At 71.6% G+C, this 22309-nt stretch carries 20 protein-coding genes and 1 riboswitch; of the genes, 8 read left to right on the top strand and 12 right to left on the bottom strand.

The window, feature by feature from the left end; translation table 11 throughout:
- Positions 1-19: 19 nt before the first annotated feature.
- The 10 genes from ACIQ5Y_RS08000 to ribD form a co-directional block, all read right to left on the bottom strand.
- Positions 20-1093 (bottom strand): hemolysin family protein, encoded by a 1074-nt coding sequence (locus ACIQ5Y_RS08000; protein WP_403876374.1) that lies wholly within the window; start codon positions 1091-1093, stop codon positions 20-22.
- Positions 1090-2601 (bottom strand): hemolysin family protein, encoded by a 1512-nt coding sequence (locus ACIQ5Y_RS07995; RefSeq protein ID WP_403876371.1) that lies wholly within the window; start codon positions 2599-2601, stop codon positions 1090-1092. Before ACIQ5Y_RS07995 ends, ACIQ5Y_RS08000 begins: the two co-directional genes overlap by 4 nt.
- A 200-nt stretch (positions 2602-2801) precedes the next feature.
- Positions 2802-3266: a PH domain-containing protein gene (locus ACIQ5Y_RS07990; RefSeq protein ID WP_403876368.1), complete on the bottom strand. Its 465-nt coding sequence runs from the start codon at positions 3264-3266 to the stop codon at positions 2802-2804.
- Positions 3267-3313: 47 nt separating this feature from the next.
- Entirely contained in the window at positions 3314-4162 is an 849-nt protein-coding gene (hisG, locus tag ACIQ5Y_RS07985) for an ATP phosphoribosyltransferase (RefSeq protein ID WP_384589234.1), read from the bottom strand.
- A gap of 77 nt (positions 4163-4239) precedes the next feature.
- Positions 4240-4512, bottom strand: coding sequence for a phosphoribosyl-ATP diphosphatase (locus tag ACIQ5Y_RS07980; protein ID WP_031005643.1), 273 nt, complete (start codon positions 4510-4512; stop codon positions 4240-4242).
- 58 nt (positions 4513-4570) lie between these two features.
- Positions 4571-5056 (bottom strand): 6,7-dimethyl-8-ribityllumazine synthase, encoded by a 486-nt coding sequence (gene ribH, locus ACIQ5Y_RS07975; RefSeq protein WP_007262951.1) that lies wholly within the window; start codon positions 5054-5056, stop codon positions 4571-4573.
- Between the two features lie 52 nt (positions 5057-5108).
- Positions 5109-6398: a bifunctional 3,4-dihydroxy-2-butanone-4-phosphate synthase/GTP cyclohydrolase II gene (locus tag ACIQ5Y_RS07970; protein ID WP_403876363.1), complete on the bottom strand. Its 1290-nt coding sequence runs from the start codon at positions 6396-6398 to the stop codon at positions 5109-5111.
- Positions 6395-7039, bottom strand: a complete 645-nt coding sequence (locus tag ACIQ5Y_RS07965) for a nicotinamide riboside transporter PnuC (RefSeq protein WP_403876564.1) — start codon at positions 7037-7039, stop codon at positions 6395-6397. Before ACIQ5Y_RS07965 ends, ACIQ5Y_RS07970 begins: the two co-directional genes overlap by 4 nt.
- A gap of 5 nt (positions 7040-7044) precedes the next feature.
- Positions 7045-7650, bottom strand: coding sequence for a riboflavin synthase (locus tag ACIQ5Y_RS07960; protein WP_403876360.1), 606 nt, complete (start codon positions 7648-7650; stop codon positions 7045-7047).
- 1 nt (position 7651) lies between these two features.
- Complete coding sequence (ribD, locus tag ACIQ5Y_RS07955; protein ID WP_403876561.1) at positions 7652-8752, bottom strand: bifunctional diaminohydroxyphosphoribosylaminopyrimidine deaminase/5-amino-6-(5-phosphoribosylamino)uracil reductase RibD; 1101 nt, start codon at positions 8750-8752, stop codon at positions 7652-7654.
- 216 nt (positions 8753-8968) lie between these two features.
- A riboswitch (FMN riboswitch) is annotated at positions 8969-9099 on the bottom strand.
- 349 nt (positions 9100-9448) lie between these two features.
- Here ribD and ACIQ5Y_RS07950 point away from each other — a divergent pair.
- The 4 genes from ACIQ5Y_RS07950 (at position 9449) to ACIQ5Y_RS07935 (ending at position 14365) form a co-directional block, all read left to right on the top strand.
- Positions 9449-11800 carry a chitinase C-terminal domain-containing protein gene (locus tag ACIQ5Y_RS07950; protein WP_403876357.1) on the top strand — a complete coding sequence of 784 codons (2352 nt, stop codon included), beginning with the start codon at positions 9449-9451 and terminating at the stop codon, positions 11798-11800.
- Between the two features lie 77 nt (positions 11801-11877).
- Positions 11878-12762, top strand: a complete 885-nt coding sequence (locus ACIQ5Y_RS07945; protein ID WP_403876354.1) for an RNA polymerase sigma-70 factor — start codon at positions 11878-11880, stop codon at positions 12760-12762.
- A gap of 52 nt (positions 12763-12814) precedes the next feature.
- On the top strand, positions 12815-13579 hold the full coding sequence (locus ACIQ5Y_RS07940) for an SDR family oxidoreductase (protein ID WP_403876352.1): 765 nt from the start codon (positions 12815-12817) through the stop codon (positions 13577-13579).
- Between the two features lie 207 nt (positions 13580-13786).
- Complete coding sequence (locus ACIQ5Y_RS07935) at positions 13787-14365, top strand: GNAT family N-acetyltransferase (protein ID WP_403876349.1); 579 nt, start codon at positions 13787-13789, stop codon at positions 14363-14365.
- Between the two features lie 566 nt (positions 14366-14931).
- On the opposite strand, the gene ACIQ5Y_RS07930 is transcribed toward ACIQ5Y_RS07935, so the two are convergent.
- Positions 14932-16047, bottom strand: coding sequence for an ROK family transcriptional regulator (locus ACIQ5Y_RS07930; protein WP_403876346.1), 1116 nt, complete (start codon positions 16045-16047; stop codon positions 14932-14934).
- 264 nt (positions 16048-16311) lie between these two features.
- Between ACIQ5Y_RS07930 and ACIQ5Y_RS07925 the strand changes: the two genes are divergently transcribed.
- The 4 genes from ACIQ5Y_RS07925 (at position 16312) to ACIQ5Y_RS07910 (ending at position 20471) form a co-directional block, all read left to right on the top strand.
- Positions 16312-17550: an MFS transporter gene (locus ACIQ5Y_RS07925; RefSeq protein ID WP_403876343.1), complete on the top strand. Its 1239-nt coding sequence runs from the start codon at positions 16312-16314 to the stop codon at positions 17548-17550.
- Between the two features lie 123 nt (positions 17551-17673).
- A complete protein-coding gene (locus ACIQ5Y_RS07920) occupies positions 17674-19086 on the top strand; it encodes a uracil-xanthine permease family protein (protein WP_403876341.1) in 1413 nt (470 codons plus the stop codon).
- A 76-nt stretch (positions 19087-19162) separates the two neighbouring features.
- Complete coding sequence (locus ACIQ5Y_RS07915; protein ID WP_403876338.1) at positions 19163-19843, top strand: DUF5995 family protein; 681 nt, start codon at positions 19163-19165, stop codon at positions 19841-19843.
- A gap of 4 nt (positions 19844-19847) precedes the next feature.
- Positions 19848-20471, top strand: a complete 624-nt coding sequence (locus tag ACIQ5Y_RS07910) for a hypothetical protein (protein WP_403876335.1) — start codon at positions 19848-19850, stop codon at positions 20469-20471.
- Between the two features lie 112 nt (positions 20472-20583).
- Here ACIQ5Y_RS07910 and ACIQ5Y_RS07905 read toward each other — a convergent pair whose 3' ends face one another.
- Positions 20584-22281, bottom strand: coding sequence for a flavin monoamine oxidase family protein (locus ACIQ5Y_RS07905; protein WP_403876332.1), 1698 nt, complete (start codon positions 22279-22281; stop codon positions 20584-20586).
- Positions 22282-22309 lie beyond the last annotated feature (28 nt).

The raw sequence follows: 22309 nt of genomic DNA, 5'->3' as shown, positions 1-22309 counted from the left end.
CGGCGGGTCCGGCGTCGGGTCAGCCGGTCAGCGCCCCTTCCGGGCGGGGTCCCGGACGGCCCGCCGGGACGCGGTGCGCGGGGTCGCGGACCTCGCCCACCAGCATTTCCAGGACGTCCTCCAGGGCGACCAGGCCCAGGACGCGGCCGGCCGGGTCGGCGACCTGGGCCAGGTGGGTGGCGTCGCGGCGCATGACGCTGAGGGCGTCGTCCAGCGGGAGCGTCGCGCACAGGGTGGTCATCCTGCGCCAGACCCGCTGCGGTACGGCCCGTTCCCGTTCCTCCAGGTCCAGTACGTCCTTGACGTGCAGGTAGCCCATGAAGGCGCCGCTGTCCGCGCGGACGGGGAACCGGGAGTAGCCGGTGCGCACGGTCAGCTGCTCGATCTGGCGCGGGGTGGCCGAGGGGCCGACCGTGACCAGCCGGCCCGGGGGCAGGAGGACGTCGGTGACCTGGCGGCTGCCCAGTTCGAGGGCGTCCTCCAGGCGTTCCTGCTCGCCCGGTTCGAGGAGCCCGGCCTGCCGGGAGTCCTCGACGAGCCGGCCGAGCTGGGCGCTGGTGTAGACGGCCTCGACCTCGTCCTTGGGCTCGACTCCGAAGAGCCGCAGGACGAGCGCGGCGCAGGCCCCCAGCGCGGTCGTGACCGGTCCGCACAGCCGCGCGAAGGCGACCAGGCCGGGGCTGAACCAGAGCGCGGTCTTCTCCGGGGCGGCCATCGCCAGGTTCTTCGGCACCATCTCGCCGATGACCAGGTGCAGGAAGACCACCGCGGCGAGCGCGAACGCGTAGCCGAGGGGGTGGATCAGGCCCTGGGGGACGTGGACGGCGTGGAACGCGGGTTCCAGCAGCCGGGCCACGGTGGGTTCGGCGACCGCGCCGAGGGTGAGCGAGCACACCGTGATGCCGAACTGCGCGGCGGCCATCATGCGGGGCAGGTTCTCCAGCCCGTGGAGGACCTGCCGGGCCCGCTTGGACCCGGCCGCGAGGGGTTCGATCTGGCTGCGCCGTACGGAGACGAGCGCGAACTCGGCGCCGACGAAGAAGCCGTTGGCGAGGACCAGGAGCAGCGCGAAGAGGAGCTGGAGCGCGTTCACCGGGCGACCGCCTCGGCCTCGGCGGGCGTGGCCGCGCCCTGTCCCGCCCCGCGCGCGGCGGGGTGGCCGGCCGCGTACGCGGCGGCCAGGTCGTGGGAGCCCGGGGAGCGTCCGGCCGCGGGACCCGTGAGCCGGTCGGCGCCGGACAGCGGCCCGGTTCCGGCCTGGTGCGGCCGGCCTGCCTGCGCGGCGGGCGCGGGCACCGTACGGACCATCCGGACGCGTTCGGCGCGGTTGCGGCCGACCTGACGGACGGACAGCTTCCAGCCGGGGAGCTCGGCGCGGTCCCCGGGCGCGGGGATCCGGCCGAGGAGGTCGGCGACGAGCCCGGCGACGGTCTCGTACGGGCCTTCGGGCACTTCCAGGCCTATGCGGCGCAGGGTCTGGACCCGGCAGCTGCCGTCGGCCTCCCACGAGGGGCGGCCGTCCTCGGCGGGTACGGCGGCCAGTTCGGGGCTGTCGTCCTCGGCGAGGTCGTGCTCGTCGCGGACCTCTCCGACGAGTTCCTCCACGATGTCCTCCAGGGTGACCACGCCGGCCGTGCCCCCGTACTCGTCGACGACCACGGCCATGGGCTGCTCGCTGCGCAGCCTTTCCAGCAGCGGCTGCACGGGCAGGGAGCCCGGTACCAGGAGCGGGGCGACGCAGATCCGAGCGACGACGGTGCGGGCGCGGTCGGCCTCGGGCACGGCGAGGGCGTCCTTGAGGTGGACCACGCCGGTGACCTCGTCGATGCGCTCGCGGTAGACCGGGAAGCGGGACAGGCCCGTGGCCCGGGTCAGGTTGAGCACGTCGGTGGCGGTGGCGGTGTGCTGGAGTGCGCTGACCTTCACGCGGGGGGTCATGACGTGCTGGGCCGTGAGCTCGCCCAGGGAGAGGGTCCGTACGAAGAGGTCGGCGGTGTCCTGTTCGAGGGCGCCGGCCTGGGCCGAATGGCGGACCAGGGAGACCAGTTCGCCCGGGGTGCGGGCGGAGGCCATCTCTTCGGCCGGCTCCACGCCCAGCGCCCGTACGAGCCGGTTGGCGACGGCGTTGAGGCCGGCGATGACCGGCCGGAAGGCGCGGGAGAAGGTGTTCTGGGGGCCGGCGACGAAGCGTGCGACCTGGAGCGGCCGGGAGACCGCCCAGTTCTTCGGGACGAGCTCGCCGACGACCATCTGGACGGCGGAGGCGAGCAGCATGCCTATGACGACGGCGACGCCGGAGACGGCTCCCTTCGGCAGGCCGGTCGCTTCGAGCGGCCCCGACAGCAGTGCGGCGAGGGCGGGCTCGGCGAGCATGCCGACCACGAGGGAGGTGATGGTGATGCCGAGCTGGGTTCCGGAGAGCTGGAAGGACAGCTCCCTCAGGGACTCGACCACCGTGCGGGCACGGCGGTCGCCTTCGGCTGCGGCGCGCTCGGCCTCGGGTTTCTCGACGGTGACGAGGCCGAACTCGGCCGCCACGAAGAAACCGTTGGCGAGGATCAGGGCGAATGCCGCCACGAGCAGGAGTAGCGGGATGGTCATGCCGCCGCCTCCGTGGGGAGGGCGGCGCTAGTACTACCGGACGATCCGTCCATTGCTGGAGGGAGTCACTCCTCAAGTCGCAGGTGACCGGCGGGCCCGGGGTTCCGGGGCCGGTGGAGGGGCGCACGGATGCGCCCCGCCACCAGGGTAGTCATTGAGATCCTGGCCGCAATGGGACGCAGCGACGAGCCTTCGTGCGCTCAGTGGTCGTTTGTACCGGTTCCGTGCGCCTCGGCGAGGGCGCGCAGGGCGCGGGCGTCGCCGATGGCCTTGGTCCGGGCCACCCCGGGCTGGATGCCGAGGGCGGGCAGGCTGGTGCCGTCGCTGAGGTCGAGGAACACCCACGGGTCGCCGGGGCGGAGGTTGACGCGCAGGATCTGCGCCCACTCCAGGCGGCGCTTGGACGTCAGGTTGACGACGGTGACGCCGGTCTCGTCGGCGACGACCTTGGGGCGGCTGAGCAGGACGAGTACGGAGCTCAGCAGCGCGGCGGTGAGGACGAAGCTGATCCGCTCCCCCGGGCCGAGCTTCTCCAGCAGGACGGCGATGGCCGTGATGGTGGTGAACATGAGGAGCCCGACGCTCAGCAGCACCGCCCGGGTGCGGTTGGGCCGAAAGGTGACCGGCAGGGCGGGCGGTACGGGCTGGGCGGCGGGCTCGCTCATGTGTGCTTCAGCGCCTTCTGGAATTGCGGGATCGCGGTGCGGTGCGGTCAGAGCCGGCAGGCGTGGATCGAGGTGGTGAGGATCGCGCGCGCGCCGAGCTCGTACAGGTCGTCCATGATCCGCTGGGCTTCCTTGGCGGGGACCATGGCACGGACCGCGACCCAGCCCTCGTTGTGCAGCGGGGAGACGGTCGGCGACTCCAGGCCCGGGGTGAGGGCGACCGCGCGCTCCAGGTGCTCGGCGCGGCAGTCGTAGTCCATCATCACGTAGCTGCGGGCCACCAGGACGCCCTGGAGGCGGCGCAGGAACTGCTGGGCCTGCGGGTTCTCGGGGTCGGTGCCGTTGCCGCGGATGACGACGGCCTCGGAGGTCATGATCGGCTCGCCGATGACCTCCAGGCCGGCGTTGCGCAGGCTGGTGCCGGTCTCGACGACGTCCGCGATGATCTGGGCGACGCCGAGCTGGATGGCGGTCTCGACCGCGCCGTCGAGGTGGACGACGGAGGCGTCGATGCCCTTCTCGGCGAGGTGCTTGGCGACGATTCCCTCGTACGAGGTCGCGATCGTCATCCCGTGGAAGTCCTCGGGGCCCTTCGCGGTGCCGGGCTTGGTGGCGTAGCGGAAGGTGGACCGGCCGAAGTTCAGCGGCAGGATCTCCTCGGCGCTGGCGCCGGAGTCGAGCAGCAGGTCACGGCCGGTGATGCCGATGTCGAGCTTGCCCGAGGAGACGTAGATCGCGATGTCCTTGGGGCGGAGGTAGAAGAACTCCACCCCGTTCTCGGGGTCGACGACCACGAGTTCCTTGGACTCCTTGCGCTGGCGGTAGCCGGCCTCATGGAGCATCGCCGACGCCGGTCCGGAGAGTGAACCCTTGTTGGGGACGGCGATGCGCAGCATGGGGCTTCCTTCAGTGCGTGGTGCGGTGGGTGTGGTGGGTGCGGGGAACCTGGCGGAACCCGCGCGGGGGCTCTGGCCTAGAGGTGCGCGTAGACGTCGTCGAGGGAGATCCCGCGCGCGACCATCATCACCTGGACGTGGTACAGCAGCTGGGAGATCTCCTCGGCGGCGGCTTCCTTGCCCTCGTACTCGGCGGCCATCCAGACCTCGGCGGCCTCCTCGACGACCTTCTTGCCGATGGCATGGACGCCCTTGCCGACGAGCTCGGCGGTACGGGAGGTGCTGGGGTCGCCGTTGGCGGCCTTGAGCTGGAGCTCGGTGAAGAGCTCTTCGAAGGTTTTGTTCGCCATGATGCCCTTAGAGTACGGGTTCACCCGGCCCGCACGGCGCCAGGGTTCACTCCGTGGACTACCGCCAGGGTTCGCTGACGGTCCGCAGGGTCATGGCGGTGGAGACGGCGGCGGTGACCGCTTCGTGCCCCTTGTCTTCGTTCGACCCTTCGAGCCCGGCGCGGTCCAGCGCCTGCTCGTCGTTGTCGCAGGTCAGAACACCGAAGCCGACGGGGACTCCGGTGTCGATCGACACCTGCACCAGGCCCTGGGTGACGCCCTGGCAGACGTAGTCGAAGTGCGGGGTTCCGCCGCGGATGACCACGCCGAGGGCGACGATGGCATCGTAGCCGCGGCCCGCGAGCACCTTGGCCACGACCGGGAGCTCGAAGCTGCCGGGGACGCGCAGCAGGGTGGGCTCGTCGATGCCGAGCTCGTGCAGGGCCCGCAGGGCGCCGTCGACCAGCCCGTCCATGACCTTCTCGTGCCACTGGGCCGCGATCACGGCGACTCGGAGGTCTCCGCAGTTCTTCACGCTCAGTTCGGGTGCGCCCTTGCCGCTCACAGCTCTGCTCCTCGTTGTTTCGTGGACGTACGTAGGGGTTGGTGGTGCGTTCTTACTGGTTGCCGCAGGTGGACGCGGGTACTGCCGTGTCCAGCCAGGGCAGGTCGTGGCCCATCCGGTCCCGCTTGGTGCGCAGGTACCGCAGATTGTGCTCGCCCGCCTCCACCGGCATGGCCTCCCGGTCGGTGACCGTGATGCCGTGGCGGACGAGGGCGGCGGCCTTGTCGGGGTTGTTGGTCAGCAGCCGGACGCTGCGGACGCCCAGGTCGGCGAGGATCTGCGCGCCGGAGCCGTAGTCGCGGGCGTCGGCGGGCAGGCCCAGCTCCAGGTTGGCGTCGAGGGTGTCGCGGCCGCGCTCCTGGAGCTCGTACGCGCGCAGCTTGGACAGCAGTCCGATGCCGCGGCCCTCGTGGCCGCGCAGGTAGACGACGATCCCGCGGCCCTCGGCCTGGATCCGCTCCATGGAGGCGTGCAGCTGCGGGCCGCAGTCGCAGCGCTGGGAGGAGAAGATGTCGCCGGTCAGGCATTCGGAGTGCATGCGGACCAGGACGTCCTCGCCGTTGCCGACCTCGCCGTGGACGAGGGCGACGTGCTCGACGCCGTCGACGGTGGAGCGGTAGCCGTACGCGGTGAACTCGCCGAAGGAGGTCGGCAGCCTGACCTCGGCCTCGCGGCGCACGGTCGGCTCGGCGGAGCGGCGGTAGGCGATCAGGTCCTCGATGGAGATGATCGTCAGGCCGTGCTTGCGGGCGAAGGGGATCAGCTCGGGCAGGCGCAGCATGACGCCGTCCTCGCCGGCGATCTCCACGATGGCGCCGGCCGGGCGCAGGCCCGCGAGGCGGGCGAGGTCGACGGCGGCCTCGGTGTGGCCGTTGCGGACCAGGACGCCGCCGGGCTTGGCGCGCAGCGGGAAGATGTGGCCGGGGCGGACGAAGTCGCCGGGGCCGGAGACTCCGTCGGCGAGGAGCCGCAGGGTGGTGGCGCGGTCGGCGGCCGAGATTCCGGTGGAGACGCCGTGGGCGGCGCTCGCGTCGACGGAGACGGTGAAGGCGGTCTTCATCGACTCGGTGTTGTTCCGGACCATCTGCGGGAGTTCGAGGCGCTCCAGCTCGTCGCCCTCCATGGGGGCGCAGATCAGGCCGCGGCACTCGCTCATCATGAAGGCGATGATCTCGGGGGTGGCCTTCTCGGCGGCGATGACGAGGTCGCCCTCGTTCTCGCGGTCCTCGTCGTCGACGACGACCACCGGGCGGCCCGCCGCGATGTCGCGGATGGCCTGCTCGACGGGGTCGAGGCGGAAGGTCTCTTCGGGGATGTCGGGCACGGGCTTGAGGCTGGTCATGCCGTTGCTCCTTCCAGGGCCGGGGCGGGGGCGGTGCGAGAGCGGAGCCACCAGTCGCGCATGCCCCACAGGACGAGCGCGCCGTAGATGACGTAGACGAAGCCGGAGAAGGCGTATCCGTTGGCGAAGTTCAGGGGCACGCCGACCAGGTCGACGAGGAGCCAGGCGAACCAGAACTCGACCATGCCCCGCGACTGGGCGTACATCGCGACGACCGTGCCGACGAAGATGTACGCGTCGGGCCAGGGGTCCCAGGACAGCGCCGGGTAGGCGGTGAAGAGCAGTGCGACGGCGACGGTGCCGAGGGCCGCGGCGCCGACGAGCGCGCCGCGCTCGCGCCAGGTGGCGAAGCGGACGGCGATGGTTCCGTCCTGGGCCTGCTGCCGGCCCCGGCTCCACTGTGCCCAGCCCCAGGCGGCCACGAGCATGACGACGACCTGCTTGCCGGCGCTGCCGGACAGGTGACCGGCGGCGAAGGCCACGAAGAGGATGACGCCCGAGAGGAACTGGGCGGGCCAGGTCCATATGGAGCGCCGCCAGCCGAGGGCGAGGGCGATCAGACCGATTGTGTTGCCGATCATGTCGGACCACTTGATGTGCTGGTCGAAGGCGGTGAAGGCCTCCGAGTTCAGCCAGTTCAGGGCGCTCACTTGCCCGCCTCCTGGTCCTTGCCGAGCAGCCGCTCCACGTACTTCGCCAGGACGTCGACCTCGAGGTTGACCGGGTCGCCGGGCTGCTTGATGCCCAGGGTGGTCAGGGCGAGGGTGGTGGGGATGAGGCTGATGGTGAACCAGTCGGCGGCGGCCTCGACCACGGTGAGGCTGACGCCGTCGACCGTGATGGAGCCCTTCTCGACGACGTAGCGCGAGAGGTTCGCCGGGAGGGCGACCTTGACGATCTCCCAGTGCTCCGAGGGCGTCCGGGAGAGGATCTCTCCGGTGCCGTCCACGTGCCCCTGGACCAGGTGGCCGCCGAGCCGTCCGCCGAGTGCCATCGGGCGCTCCAGGTTGACCCGGGAGCCCTTGGTCAGGGCGCCGAGGCTGGAGCGGTTGAGGGTCTCCTGCATGACGTCGGCGGTGAACTCGCCGTCGCCGGTCTCCACGACCGTCAGGCAGACGCCGTTGACGGCGATGGAGTCGCCGTGCTTGGCGTCCTCGGTGACGACGGGGCCGCGCAGGCGGAAGCGGGAGGCTTCCTCGAGCTCCTCGACGGCGACGACTTCGCCCAGTTCTTCGACGATTCCGGTGAACACTTCAGTGCTCCTTGGGGGCAGTGGGGGCGGCGGGGACTGAGGGGTCTGAGGGGGTTGCCGTGGGGACGGCGGTGACGCGGATGTCGGCGCCGATGCGGACGGTCTCGGTGATCCGGAGCCGCAGCGCGTCGGTGAGGGTGGCGATGCCGGCGTCGCCGAGGGCCGCGGGGCCCGCGCCGAGGAGGACCGGGGCGAGGTAGCCGACGACCTTGTCGACGGCCCCGGCGGCGACGAAGGCGCCGGCCAGGGTCGGGCCGCCTTCGAGGAGGACGGAGCGGACGCCGCGCCCGTACAGCTCGCGCAGCAGGGCGTCCACGGAGATCCCGCGCTTGTCGTACGGGAGCCGGGCCGGCTCCACTCCGGTGAGGTGGCGGGTGTCGGCGTCCTCGCCCACGACGACGAGGGTGGGTGCGACCGCGTCCAGGACGCGGGCGGTGGGCCGGATGGTCGCGTGGGTGTCCAGGACGACGCGCAGGGGCTGGACGGCGCCCTCGACGCCCCGGACGGCGAGGTGCGGGTCGTCGGCGCGCAGGGTTCCGGAGCCGACGACCACGGCGTCGGCCTCGGCGCGCAGCCGGTGGACGTCGGCGCGGGACTCGGCCGAGCTGATCCACTGGCTGGTGCCGTCCGCCGCGGCGATACGGCCGTCGAGCGTGGCGGCGTACTTCCACAGGACGTACGGGCGGCCCAGGCGTACGGAGGTCAGCCAGGCGGCGTTGCCCGCCTCGGCCTCCTCCGCGAGCAGCCCGGACTCCGTGGCGACGCCGGCGGCGCGCAGGGTGGCGCCACCTCCGCTGGCCTGCGGGTTCGGGTCGGAGACCGCGTAGACCACGCGGGTGATCCCGGCGTCGACGAGGGCCCCGGCGCACGGTCCCGTACGGCCGGTGTGGTTGCAGGGTTCGAGGGTGACGTAGGCGGTGCCGCCGCGGGCGGCCTCCCCGGCCGCGCGCAGGGCGTGGACCTCGGCGTGCGGGCCGCCGGCCCGCTCGTGCCAGCCCTCGCCCACGATCGTGCCCGCGGCGTCGGTGATGACGCAGCCGACGACCGGGTTGGGGCTGGTGGAGCCGAGTCCGCGGGACGCGAGCTCGACGGCTCGGCGCATGGCACGGGTGCCCGTGTCGGGTGCTTCGTGCGCGGCGTGTGTCGCCACCGGGTCCTCCTGCCACATCGGGCACGGACTCCGGGGCCTGTCGGGATACGACAGATGAAGCGGAACAGCTCACACGGGGACGCCGAGGCCGGAAAAACGGTCCGCTCCGACACATCCGCAGGGATGCGACGATGAACCGCCGACGGCGGCGTACCGGTCACTGGCCCGCCGCGCACTGCCTCCCATCCGGACTTTAACCGTCGGTCCAGGAATCTCACCTGGTCAACCGGCCGCTGGCTGCGGACGGGTCGCGGACTATAACCGCCGGTTCGGAATTACACCGACCCCGGAGTGCGCTGCTTACTGGTACTGCAGCCCAGTCTGCCACGGGTGATCGGCGGCCATGCGGGTGATGCGGTGTGGCCTGGGTCACACGCAGAGTGATCTGGATCTCACTCCGACCATACCTCCGCACCCCCCTGAGCGACCCTCCGCCGCGAGTCCGCCGCGAGTCCGCCCCGGCTCCGGCGCGACGAACGCACCGGACCCGAGGTTGGTCCAGACCTATTGACGGTTTGGTCTAGTCCTCTTAACGTTCCCCTCGTCTTCACCCGGGAACAGCCCGTCAGATGTGCGCACGTCACGGGCCAACACGCAGTACCCGCATGCCTGTTGTGTCCTGCCATCCTCCCCTCCCCAGGAGGCACCATGCTGTCCCCCACACGTACGAGAGCGATGCTCCTGGCATCCGGCGCCGCAATCGCCGGACTGCTGGTCGCGGGGCTCTCGACGGGCGTCTCGCACGCCGCAGACAACGAGAGCTGTCGCCCCGACGGGCTGTACAAGACGGCCGGAGTCGACGTCCCGTACTGCTCGGTCTACGACTCCGAAGGCCGCGAGAAGATGGGCGCCGACCACCAGCGCCGCGTCATCGGATACTTCACCGGCTGGCGCACCGGCAAGGACGGCACCCCCGCCTACCTCGCCAACAACATCCCCTGGTCCAAGGTCACGCACCTGAACTACGCCTTCGCCCACGTCGGCGCCGACAACAAGATCTCGGTCGGCACGGACAACGCGAACAACGCCGCCACCGGCATGACCTGGCCTGGCGTCGCGGGCGCCGAGATGGACCCGGCCCTCCCCTACAAGGGCCACTTCAACCAGCTGACGAAGTTCAAGAAGCAGTACCCGAACGTCAAGACGCTGATCTCGGTCGGCGGCTGGGCGGAGACCGGCGGCTACTTCGGCGACGACGGCAACCGGGTCGCCTCCGGCGGCTTCTACTCGATGGCCACCAACGCCGACGGCTCGGTCAACCAGGCCGGCATCGACACCTTCGCGGACTCCTCCGTCGAGTTCATCCGCAAGTACGGGTTCAACGGCGTCGACATCGACTACGAGTACCCCACCACGATGAAGGACTCCGGCAACCCGCTGGACTGGCAGCTCTCCAACGCCCGCCGCGCGGGCCTGGTCCAGGGCTACGCGGCCCTGATGAAGTCGCTGCGCGAGAAGCTCGACCGCGCGGGCGCCGCCGACGGCAAGCACTACCTGCTCTCCGTCGCCGCCCCCTCCTCCGGCTACCTGCTGCGGGGCATGGAGACGTTCCAGATGCAGAAGTACCTGGACTACGTCAACATCATGTCCTACGACCTGCACGGCGCCTGGAACGAGTACGTCGGCCCGAACGCCTCGCTCTTCGACGACGGCAAGGACGGCGAACTGGCCGCCGCGAGCGTCTACTCCACCTCCCAGTACGGCGGCGTCGGCTACCTCAACACCGACTGGGCGTACCACTACTTCCGCGGCTCGATGCCGGGGGGCCGCATCAACATCGGCCTGCCGTACTACACCCGCGGCTTCAAGAACGTGCAGGGCGGCACGGACGGCCTGTGGGGCAAGGCCCCCGCGACCACCTGCCCGGCGGGCGCGGGCCTGACGAAGTGCGGTGACGGCGCGGTCGGCATCGACAACCTCTGGCACGACAAGGACACCAACGGGGCCGAGTCCCCGGCCGGGTCCAACCCGATGTGGCACGCCAAGAACCTGGAGAAGGGGGTCGTCGGCGACTACGTCACCAAGTACGGCTTCCCCGCGAACACCACGCTGACCGGCACCTATGCCCGCAAGTACGACTCCACGCTGGTGGCGCCGTGGCTGTGGAACAGCCAGAAGAAGGTGTTCCTCTCCACCGAGGACGAGCAGTCGGTGGCCGCCAAGGCCGACTACGTGGTGAACAAGGGCATCGGCGGCACGATGGTCTGGGAGCTCGCGGGCGACTACGCGTACAACTCGGCCAAGGGCCAGTACGAGATGGGCGACACGCTCACCTCCCTGATGTACGACAAGTTCAAGGCCGCCTCCCCGTACGGGGCGAAGAAGGCGGGCGCCACGCTGCCCACCCAGGCCGTCGACATCAAGGCGGAGTTCACCGAGTTCAAGCTGGGCGACTCCAACTACCCGATCACCCCGAAGCTCAAGATCACCAACAACACGAACACCACGCTGCCCGGCGGCACCGAGTTCCAGTTCGACTACGGCACCTCGGCCCCGAACAACGCCTCGGACCAGTCCGGCTTCGGCACGACGGTGATCAGCAGTGGCCACACCGGCAACAACGTCGGCGGCCTCAAGGGCGACTTCCAGCGGGTCTCCCTGAAGCTCCCGGCCTGGCAGACGCTGGCCCCGGGCGCCTCGGTCGACCTGGCGTTCAACTACTACCTGCCGGTGTCCACGCCCTCCAACTGGACGGTGAACATCTCCGGCACCACCTACGCCCTCGCCGGCGACCTGGCCCGCGGCACGACGGTGGTCCAGCCGGGCGGCGGCTCCACTCCGCCGACCACTCCCCCGACCACGCCTCCCACCACGCCGCCGACGACTCCCCCGACGGGCGGCACGTGCACCAATCCGGCGTACGTCGCGGGCACGGTCTACAACAGCGGCAACGTCGTCTCCCACAAGGGCCACAACTGGAAGGCCCAGTGGTGGACGCAGAACGAAGAGCCCGGCACCACGGGTGAATGGGGCGTCTGGAAGGACCAGGGCGCCTGCTGACACCCCGTGAACAGCCGTAGATCGTGAGGACCCGGTGGCCCGGCGGCCACCGGGTCCTCGCTCGTTAGGCTGGCCGGATGCTCACCCATGTCGCCGCGTCGGCCGCGGACTTCGAGGAACACCGCCCCCGGATGTTCGGCATCGCCTACCGCATGCTCGGCTCCGCCACCGAGGCCGAGGACATCGTGCAGGACGCCTACCTGCGCTGGACGGCGGCGGACCGCGGCGACGTCGAGCACCCGGGGGCCTGGCTCGCCAAGGCCGTCACGAACCTCTGCCTCACCGCCCTCACCTCCGCGCGCGCCCGGCGCGAGGAGTACGTCGGCCCCTGGCTCCCCGAGCCGGTGCTCACCGGAGGCGGGGCGCTCGGCCCCCTGGAGTCGGCGGAGCAGCGGGACAACGTGTCCATGGCCCTGCTGGTGCTGCTGGAGCAGCTCACGCCGGTGGAGCGGGCCGTGTACGTCCTGCGCGAGGCCTTCGCGTACTCCCACCGGGACATCGCCGGGCTGCTTGACCTCTCCGAGGCCAACTGCCGCCAGCTCTACCGCCGGGCGGCGGCCCGGGTCTCCGCGCCCAAGCCGCGCTTCGAGCCGGACCCCGCGCGGTGGCAGAGCCTGGTGGAGACCTTCCTGGAGGCCGCGCGCTGCGGGGACGTGTCCCGGCTGGAGACCATGCTGACCGCGGACGCGAAGTACGTCGGTGACGGCGGCGGAGTGGTCAGCGCGGCGCTGCGGCCGATCCTGGGCCGCGACAAGGTGGCCCGCTTCGCGGTGGGCATCATGGCGAAGTACGGCGAGGACCTGACGATCACCTTCGCCGAGGTCAACGGATCACCCACACTGCTCTTCGGCGACCTGGGAATCTTCCAGGTGGAGATCGAAGACGGGCTGGTCAGCGGCCTGCGCACGGTGACGAACCCGGAGAAGCTCGAATTCCTCCACCGCCAGCTGTCACATTCCTGAGCCCTGTCCGGTCCAAGCTGGGCAACGGAAGTTCCCAGCGAAGGGCAGTCCCATGAGCACCCCGAACCCCACAAACCCCATCCTCGTCACCGGAGGCACCGGCACCCTCGGCAAGCCGCTGGTAGCCCGGCTCCGGGACGCGGGCCACGAGGTCCGCGTCCTGAGCCGGAGCTCGGCCGACTTCCCGGTCGACCTGCGCACCGGCGACGGCCTCGACGCGGCGATGGCGGGCGTGGAGGTGGTCGTGCACTGCGCGAGCGCGCCGGGCGGCGGTGACGAAGTGGCGGCCGGCCACCTGATCGAGGCCGCGCGCCGGGCGGGGACCGTTCGCAACCTCGTCTACATCTCGATCGTCGGCGTGGACGTGGTCCCCCTCGGCTACTACAAGGCGAAGCTGGAGGTGGAGCGGATGCTGGAGGCGTCCGGGCTGGGCGTGACGATCCTGCGCACGACCCAGTTCCACGACCTGGTGGCGCAGATGGTGGAGACCCTGGCGAAACTGCCGCTCGTCCCGATCCCGGTGCCGAGCGGGGTACGGGTCCAGCCCATCGCCGTCGAGGAGGTCGCGGCCCGCCTCGCGGACCTGGCGGTCCCGACCCCCGCCGGCCGGGTCCCGGACATGGGCGGCCCGGAGATCCGCACCCTGCCCGACCTGGCCCGCGCCTACCTCGCGGCGACGCACCGCAGGCGGCGCGTCCTGTCGGTGCCGCTGGCGGGGAAGACGTACGCGGCCTTCAAGCGCGGCGGCAACCTGGCCCCGTCACACGCGACGGGCCACACCACGTTCGCGGAGTTCGCGGCGGGGCGGGGGCGGTAGCCGCGGCACGGGTTCACGGACGGGCGCGACTTCACCCCCTCGGGCCCCGCACCGGGGCGGTGGTCGCCCACCCACACCCGGTCGGGGGTGGCGGGGCCTCGGCCGGTCGGGACCAAAGAAGGCTTGCTGCCAGGGATCCCCACCCCAATGACGTACAGCGAAGAGCTTGATGATCATCAGAGCCGCTTGACTGGTTAGTCTTCCGGCATGAGCAGCCACGCCTCCCCCGACGTCGTCGTCGTTGACGCGACGGAACTCGATGCGGATCGTTGGGCGCCGTTCGTGGCATCGGCCCATCGGATCCTTGCGGAGCTGGTCCTCGGGGGCGCAGCACTCGGCTGGGTCGAACCGCCTTCACGTGAAGAGGTCTCGGATCTCCTCGACCACGTGATCGCAGCGGCTCACAGTGGCGACGCAGCCCTGCGTGCCGCATACCTCGACGGTCGGCTGGTCGGCCTGGGGTACTGGTCCCGCTACGCACGGCCGACGCATCGTCCACACGCCGATCTGGAGAAGGTTGCCGTGAATGCGGCCACCCACGGTCGCGGCATCGGACGGGTACTGACAGACGCATTGGTCTCGGCCGCCAGGCGGGCGGAGATCGAGGTCCTCACCCTGGATGCCCGTGGTGACAACGCCAACGCCCTGCGTCTCTACCGATCGCTGGGCTTCACCGAATACGGCCGTCTGCCGGACTTCGTCGCCGTCGGCTCCCACCGATACGACAAGGTCTTCTACATGCTCGACCTGCGCACAACGCCGTATCAGCCCCAGACCGCCGTCTGACGCCGTCTTACAGGAGCGCGTACCGGTCGGTGGCGGCCTATGACCAGCCCCAATCAACCGTGGACGCCATCAAAGAGGAGCGCGTAGCGATCTGGGGCGTGACCAGCCCCGGACGGGTCACAGACGCCGAGACGTGAGGAGCGCGTAGCGATCTGGGGCGCCCTTCCTCCCGCCGAGGGGCTTGCGGTGGGGGTTTCGGGGAGGGTGGCCGTCTGCCCGGCCCGGGCGGTGGCCCTGGAGGGCCGAGGAGGGATGTGCCCCACCTCAACGGGGTCGGACTTCGCTGCCCGGCCCGCCTTTGGAGCCCCTGAGCCGGCCCGTCCTTTTGGGGGGTTCCCGGCTGTCCTTTGTCTTTCCGTGGCGGGACGGTCTGTCAAGGGTCGCCGAAGGCGATCGCGCAGCGACGCGACGACGAAGGAGGAGCGCCCTTGACAGACCGGCCCGACACGGAAGGACGATGGGACAGCCGGGAACCCCCCAAGCCCTCTCCGCCCCCGACCAGCCGAGGCCCCGCCAACCCGGGCCCCTGCCCCTGCCCCTGCCCCTGCCCCTGCCCCCCCACCCCCTCACCCCCCGAACAGCACCTCCTGCGCCGCCTCCCGGGCCGCCAGTTGCGCGCCCGCCAGGACCGCCGGGTCGCCCAGGGTCGTGGCGCGGACCTCCGTCGGGACCGGGGTCAGGGCCGCCAGGCGGTGGGCCACCCGGGCCGCCAGGGCCGGGCCTCCCGCGCGGCCGAGTTCGCCGGCCAGGACCACGCAGCCCGGGTCCAGCAGCGCCGCGGCGGCTGCCGCGCCCAGGGCCAGGCGTTCCGCGAAGGCGTCGAGGAAGGCCTCCCCCGCGGCGCCGGCCGCCGCCTGCTCGGCCGGGCCCTCGAAGCCGTGCTCGCGTGCGAGCGCCGTGACCGCGTCCCGGCCGACCAGCGCGTGGAAGCCGCCCGCGCAGCCGGTGGCCGACGGCAGGCCGCCGGTGCCCGGCACCGGGAGGAATCCGATCTCGCCCGCCCCGCCCGAGGCGCCGCGGCGCAGCCGGCCGTCCAGGACCACCGCCGCGCCCACCCCCGCGCCGAGCCACAGCAGGACGAAGGAGTCCAGGTCGCGGGCCGTGCCCAGGCTCTGCTCGGCGAGGGCGGCCAGGTTCGTCTCGTTCTCGACCAGCACCACGGCCGGCAGGCTCCGCTGCAGGGCCGCCACCAGCTCCCGGTGCCAGGCCGGCAGGCCGGAGGTGTCGCGGAGTTCGCCCGTCGCGGGGGCGACCAGGCCGGGGGCGCCGATGACGACGGTGTGCAGTTCCGCGGCCCCCGCTTCGCGGGCCGTGCTCAGCAGGGTCGCGACCGCGTCCTCGGGGGCGCCCACGGGCAGGGCGGCGCGGGCGATGGGGGTGCCGAGCAGGTCGGTGACGACCGCGGTGACGCTGTCGGTCCGTACGTCCAGGGCGGCCAGGTGGGCGCGGTGGGCGACGATCCCGTACAGCTTCGCGTTGGGGCCGCGCCGCTGTTCGCCGGACTCCCCGACGACCTCGACGAGCCCGGCCCCGGTGAGGCGGTCGACGAGGTCGGCGACCGAGGGGCGGGAGAGTCCGGTCATGGCCTTGAGCTGGGTGGCCGTCAGCGGCCCGGAGTCCTGCAGGAGTCGCAGCGCGAGGCGGTCGTTGATGGCCCGCGCCGTACTGGGCGAGGCGGGCACGGGCGACCGGGTCGCAGCGGGGGCAGAAGTCGCGGCAGAAGTCACGGCTGCAGTCACGGCTGCAGTCACGGCAGAAGTCGCAGCAGAAGTCGCAGCAGAAGGCACGGCAGAAGTCCCAGCAGAACTCCCAGCAGAACTCCCAGCAGAAGTCCCAGCAGAAGGCACGGCAGAAGTCGCAGCAGAAGGCACGGCTGAAGTCACCGCCCCATCCTAGGCAATCGAAGGAGTTATCTATCAGGCAGGGTTCCTGATAGTTTACCGACCATGACCGGGGAACCAGACCTCAGCCCGGCGCGCCTGCGCCATGCCCGCTTCGCGATCGCCGCCGTCTTCTGCACGCACGGCGCAGTCACCGGCTCCTTCGCCACCCGCATCCCCTGGATCCAGGAGCACGCCCAGCTGAGCGCCGGCACCCTGGGGCTGGCCCTGGCCTTCCCGGCGGTCGGCGCGGCGCTGGCGATGCCCCTGGCCGGGCGGGTCAACCACCGGTTCGGCGCCCGTTCCGCGCTGCGCGGGCTGCTGGCGATGTGGACCCTCGCGCTCATCCTGCCGAGCCTCGCCCCGAACCTGGTGACGTTGTGCCTCGCGCTCTTCTTCTACGGGGTCGCGGCCGGGATGTCGGACGTGGCGATGAACGCGCTGGGGGTGGAGACCGAGAACCGGCTGGGCCGCTCGATCATGTCCTCGCTGCACGGGATGTGGAGCGTGGGCGCTCTGATCGGTTCCGCCGCCGGTACGGTCGCCGCGCACTCCGGCGCCGACGCGCGGCTGCACCACCTGACAGCGGCGCTCGCCCTCACGGCAGGCGGGCTGGTCGCCGTACGGGGCGTGCTGGACCTGAGGGCCGAACCGGACGGCGACGCGCCGCCGCATTTCGCGCTGCCTCCGAAGTCCGCGCCGCTCATCGGCGCCATCGGCTTCTGCGCGGTGTTCGCGGAGGGGGCGAGCCTGGACTGGTCGGCCGTGTACCTGCAGGACACCCTGAACACGGACGCCGGGCTCGCGGCGGCCTCCACCACGGCCTTCGCGCTCACGATGGCCGTGGCCCGGCTCGTCGGGGACCGGGTGGTCGACCGGTTCGGGCCGGTGCGCACGGTCCGCGCGGGTGGTGTCGTGGCCACCGCGGGCGGGCTGCTGGTGGTCCTCGCCGAGCACCCCGCCGCGGCCCTGGCCGGTTTCGGGATGATCGGGCTCGGCATCGCGGTGGTGGTCCCGCTCGCCTTCGCGGCCGCGGGGCGCAGCGGGCCCGCCCCCGCGCAGGCCATCGCGGGCGTCGCGACGATCACGTACACCTCGGGCCTGATCGCGCCGTCGGCGATCGGCGCGGTGGCCGACGCGACCTCGCTGGTGTGGTCCTTCGGGCTGGTCACCCTGCTGGCCTTCGCGCTGACCGCCGGGGCCGCGGTACTGCGCCAGGGGCCGCGCGTGGGGCAGTCTGTGGCCACACCCGCCGAGAAGGCCTCCGGGCCCAATCTGGACGAACCAGCCCGTATACAGCCGTAACATATCGATATACAGCCGTAATATATCGATCGACCGGCCGCAGCGGCATCCCCCGCGCTGCGGCCTCGACGTGTGACCGGCGCCGGGCGCGATCTCCGGCCGGCCGGAGAAGTGGAGTGGAACATGGGCCTCGGCGTGCGCTGGACCCTGCACGGCGACGGGCGGACGCCCGCCCCCGGCGCGGTGGTGCGGCCGGACGAGCGGCTGTCGTGGCCGCGGACCGCCGGGCTCGGCGCCCAGCACGTCGTGGCGATGTTCGGCGCGAGCTTCGTCGCCCCGGTCCTGATGGGGCTGGATCCGAACCTGGCCATCATGATGTCCGGCATCGCGACGATGATCTTCCTCCTCGCGACCCGCGGCCGGGTCCCCTCCTACCTGGGCTGCTCGCTGTCGTTCGTGGGCGTGGCGGCGGCGATCCGGGCGGGCGGCGGGGACAGCGCGGTGGTCACGGGAGCCGTCTTCGTCGTCGGCGCGGCGCTGTTCCTGGCCGGTCTGGCCGTGCACCGTTTCGGCGCCCGCATCATCCACGCCACGATGCCGCCGGTGGTGACGGGTGCGGTCGTGATGCTGATCGGCTTCAACCTGGCGCCCGTGACGGCCTCGACGTACTGGCCGCAGGACCAGTGGACGGCGCTACTGACCATGCTGGTCACCGGGCTCGCGGTGGTGTGCCTGCGCGGCTTCTGGTCGCGCATCGCGATCTTCCTCGGACTGCTCTTCGGCTATGCGCTCTCCTGGGTCCTCGACCGGATCTTCGGCATGATCCACTCCACGACGGGCGGTGCGGAGGCCGTGGACCACTGGCGTCTGGACCTCTCCGGGGTCGGGAAGGCCGACTGGATCGGGCTGCCGTCCTTCCACGCCCCGGCCTTCGAGTGGTCGGCGATCCTGATCGCGCTGCCCGTGGTGATCGCGCTGATCGCCGAGAACGCCGGGCACATCAAGGCCGTCGCCGAGATGACCGGCGACCGGCTCGACGACAAGCTCGGCACCGCCATCGCGGCCGACGGCGCGGCGTCGATGCTGTCCACGGGGGTCGGCGGCCCGCCGAACACCACGTACTCCGAGAACATCGGCGTGATGGCGGCCACCCGGGTCTACTCCACGGCGGCGTACTGGGCGGCGGCCTTCTTCGCCCTGCTCTTCGGGCTGTGCCCCAAGTTCGGGGCGATCGTGGCCGCGATCCCGGGCGGTGTCCTCGGCGGCATCACCGTCATCCTGTACGGCATGATCGGCCTGCTCGGCGCGCAGATCTGGATCAACGGCCGGGTGGACCTGCGCAATCCGCTGAACCTGGTGCCGGCCGCGGCGGGCATCATCATCGGCATCGGCGGGGTCAAGCTGCAGATCACCGACAGCTTCGAACTCGGCGGCATCGCGCTGGGCACCATCGTGGTGATCACGGGCTACCACACGCTGCGGTACTTCGCCCCCGCCCACATAAAGGTCGAGGAACCCCTGCTCGACGAGGGCACCTCGACGTACGACCAGGACGCGACGGGCGAGGGCCCGGCCGGCGACGACAAGCGGGGTTGACGCCGCTTCGCCCGAACCGGGGAAGCACACGGCCAAGTTCCCCGGATCCGAGGCGACGGCTGGGACGCTGCCTGACATGGAAGCGGTGCTGGCGCGGATGCGCGCCCTGGACGAGCGGCTCCCCGCGCAGGACGGTGTCGCCGTCTTCAACCGGGTGTACCTGACCGTGACGGAGACCCTGTACGAGCGGATCTCCCACGGGGGTTTCCCCGCACCCCGCAGGGCAGCCGTGCTGAGCGCGCGCTTCGCGGAGCGTTACCTGGCCGCGGTGGAGGCGGACCGGCCGCCGGCCTGCTGGCGGCCGCTGCTCCAGTACCGCCGCCACCCGGGGGTGCGTCCGCTCCAGCACGCGCTGGCCGGGATCAACGCGCACATCGGCCACGACCTGGCGCTGGCGGTGGTGGCCACCTGCCGTGCCCTGGACTGCGAACCACGGGCCCTGGAGGCGGACTTCGACCGGGTCGGCGACACCCTGGTCGCCCTGGAGGAGCGTATCCGCGAGGACCTGATGCCCGGTCCGGACCTGCTGGAGATCGCCGACCCGCTGACGCACTTACTCGGCTCGTGGAGCCTGGAGCGCGCCCGCTCGGGCGCCTGGGCGGCGGCCCGCCTGCTGTGGACGCTGCGCCGCTCCCCCGAGCTGGCGGAGGAGTTCACCGAGTCCCTCGACTCGGGCGTCGGCCTGGTGGGTCGGTGCCTGCTGACGCCGACGGGCCTGAAACCCCGTGCGAGCTGGTCCTTCGCGCCTCTAGCCTGACGCGGTGACCAGTTTCGCCACGCACCGCCGACGGGTGCACGACACCGCGCTCCCGCCGTACCGGCGGTTGTCGGCGCTGCGCACCTGCCTGACGGAGTTCGCCCCTTACGGCTTCTACGCGACCTACCACCACCTGTGCCGAAGCGCGGGAATCCCGCGCGACCTGGGGCAGGACCCCGCGTCGCTGGTGCGAGCGGTGGAGGAGCTGCACGAGGCGCGGCAGCTGTGGCTGGACTCGCTCGCCGCGTGGCAGGTCGGGCGGCGGGCGCAGAAGCGGGCGGGGCGGCGCAGGCCGGACCCGCCGCCGCCGTCGTGGTTCCTGTACTGGCCCGACCCGGAATTCCATCCCGGGGGACGGCTCGTCGACGTGATGCCCGGGGTGATGCGCGGGCGGCTGAGCCACGATGGTCACCAGGGCAGGGACGGCGTGTGCCCGGTGTGCCGGGCGGACCGGGGAACGGTCGAATGGGAACACGCCGGCTACGGGATCCACACGCTCTGCGCGGGCTGCGGTCTGGGCCTGGGATGCAGGCGTTACGAGTGGCTGCCCGGGAGCCCGCTCGGCGAGGCGTACGCCGCCCACCGGGAGCACCTGCGCCTGATCTGGAAGCGGGCTCTGGATGCCTGATCCGCGGGCCCGGCGACGGGCATGAGAACGGGCCGCCGCCGCGCTCGTGGCGCGGGGGCAGCCCGTGGGCACGGGGGTCCCGGGTGCGGGCCCGTGTGACGACCGGGGGAGGTCAGTCCTCCGGGAGTTCGACCGGGGCGATCTCGTCGTAGACGTCGCCCGGGCCCGGGTTGCCGGCGTCCGTGGAGCCGCCGAGGTGGTGCATGACGCCCCAGACCGCGTTGAGGGCGGTCTGGACGGCGCCCTCGGCCCAGCCGGCCGTCCAGGAGATGTCGTCGCCCGCGAGGAAGATGCCGCGCTTGTCCTCGGGGAGGCGGTCCTGCATGAAGTGGGTGAACAGGCGCCGCTGGTAGCGGTAGTGGCCCGGCAGGTTGGCCTTGAACGCGCCCATGAAGTAGGGCTCGTCCTCCCAGGAGACGGTGACCGGGTTGCCGATGATGTGGCGGCGGATGTCGACCTTGGGGTAGATCTCGCCGAGGGACTTCAGCATGACCTCCATCCGCTCGTTCGCGGACAGCGGCAGCCACTTCAGGCTGTCGTCGCACCAGGTGTACGAGAGGCAGATGACGGCGGGCTTGTCCGGGCCGTTGTCCAGCAGGTACGTGCCGCGGGTCATGCGGTCGGTCAGCGTCATCGACATGACGTCGCGGCCGGTCTCCTCGTCCTTGTCCAGCCAGAACGGCCGGTCGACGGGGACGAACAGCTTGGACGACTCCATGTAGTGGGTGCGCTCGATCGCCGTCCAGTGGTCGATCGGGAAGAGCGTGTCGTCGCACGCGATCTTGGACAGGAGCATCCAGGACTGCGCGGTGAAGATCGCGGCGCGGTAGGTGCGGATGTCGCCCGAGGAGTCGGTGACCGTGATGCGGTTGCCGGCCGTGCGGTGCAGGCGGGTGACGGCCGGGCGCGGGGTGCCCTCGTGCAGGGTGGACAGCGAGGTGCCCTGGGCCCAGTGGACGATCTTCTCGGGCTCGCGCTCCCACAGGCGCAGCGGCAGCTGCTGCGAACCGCCCACGATGCCGCGGTGGTGGTCGTCGGCCTCGGTGTAGACGACGCGCAGGATCTCCAGGATGGAGTTCGGGAAGTCGGTGTCCCAGCCGCCGGTGCCGAAGCCGACCTGGCCGAAGATCTCGCGCTTGCGGAAGGACTTGAAGGCCTCCGACTTGCACAGGAAGCCGTAGAAGGTCTCGTCGTCGAGCTTCTCGACGAGCTTGGCCCAGATCTCGCGGATGCGCGGGACGTCCCGCTCGCGCATCGCGGTGTTCATGTCGGAGAAGTCGGCGCCCTCGTCGAGGCAGGCGTTCCACGCGTCGGCGACGTCGCGGTAGATCTGCGGGAGGTCGGCGATGGTCTCGGCGTAGTGCGTCTCGCCCTTGAGGTCCACGACCGTCGAGGGGGTGGCCTCGGCGAGCGGGTTCGGGAAGGGCTCGGTGACCAGGCCGACGAGGTCGATGTAGTGCTGGAGGGCGGTGGAGGAGGGCGGGAAGCGCATGGCGCCCATCTCCGCGGTGAGGCCCTCGGTCTCGGCGCCCTCGAAGCCGACGGTGCGCAGCCGGCCGCCGATCTGGTCGGCCTCGTAGACGACGGGCTTGAGGCCCATCTTCATCAGCTCGTAGGCCGAGATGATGCCGGACAGTCCACCGCCGATGACGGCGACCTCGGTGCCGAACTCGGTCGCCGGTATCTGGCCCAGCCCCGCCGGGTGTGCCAGGAAGTCGTCGTACGCGTAGGGGAAGTCCGGGCCGAACATGGTGATCGGCGGCTGTCCGTCGCCGTGCGGGACGGCGGTGGTGGGCACCGTGGACGTCATGGGGTACGACTCCTTGCGGGGGTGGGGC

It is taken from the genome of Streptomyces sp. NPDC096339, from assembly GCF_044762985.1.
In the GTDB taxonomy this organism is placed as follows: Bacteria; Actinomycetota; Actinomycetes; order Streptomycetales; family Streptomycetaceae; genus Streptomyces.
Note: the sequence above shows the minus strand (reverse complement) of the source record. Positions and strands in the feature narration are given on the sequence as shown.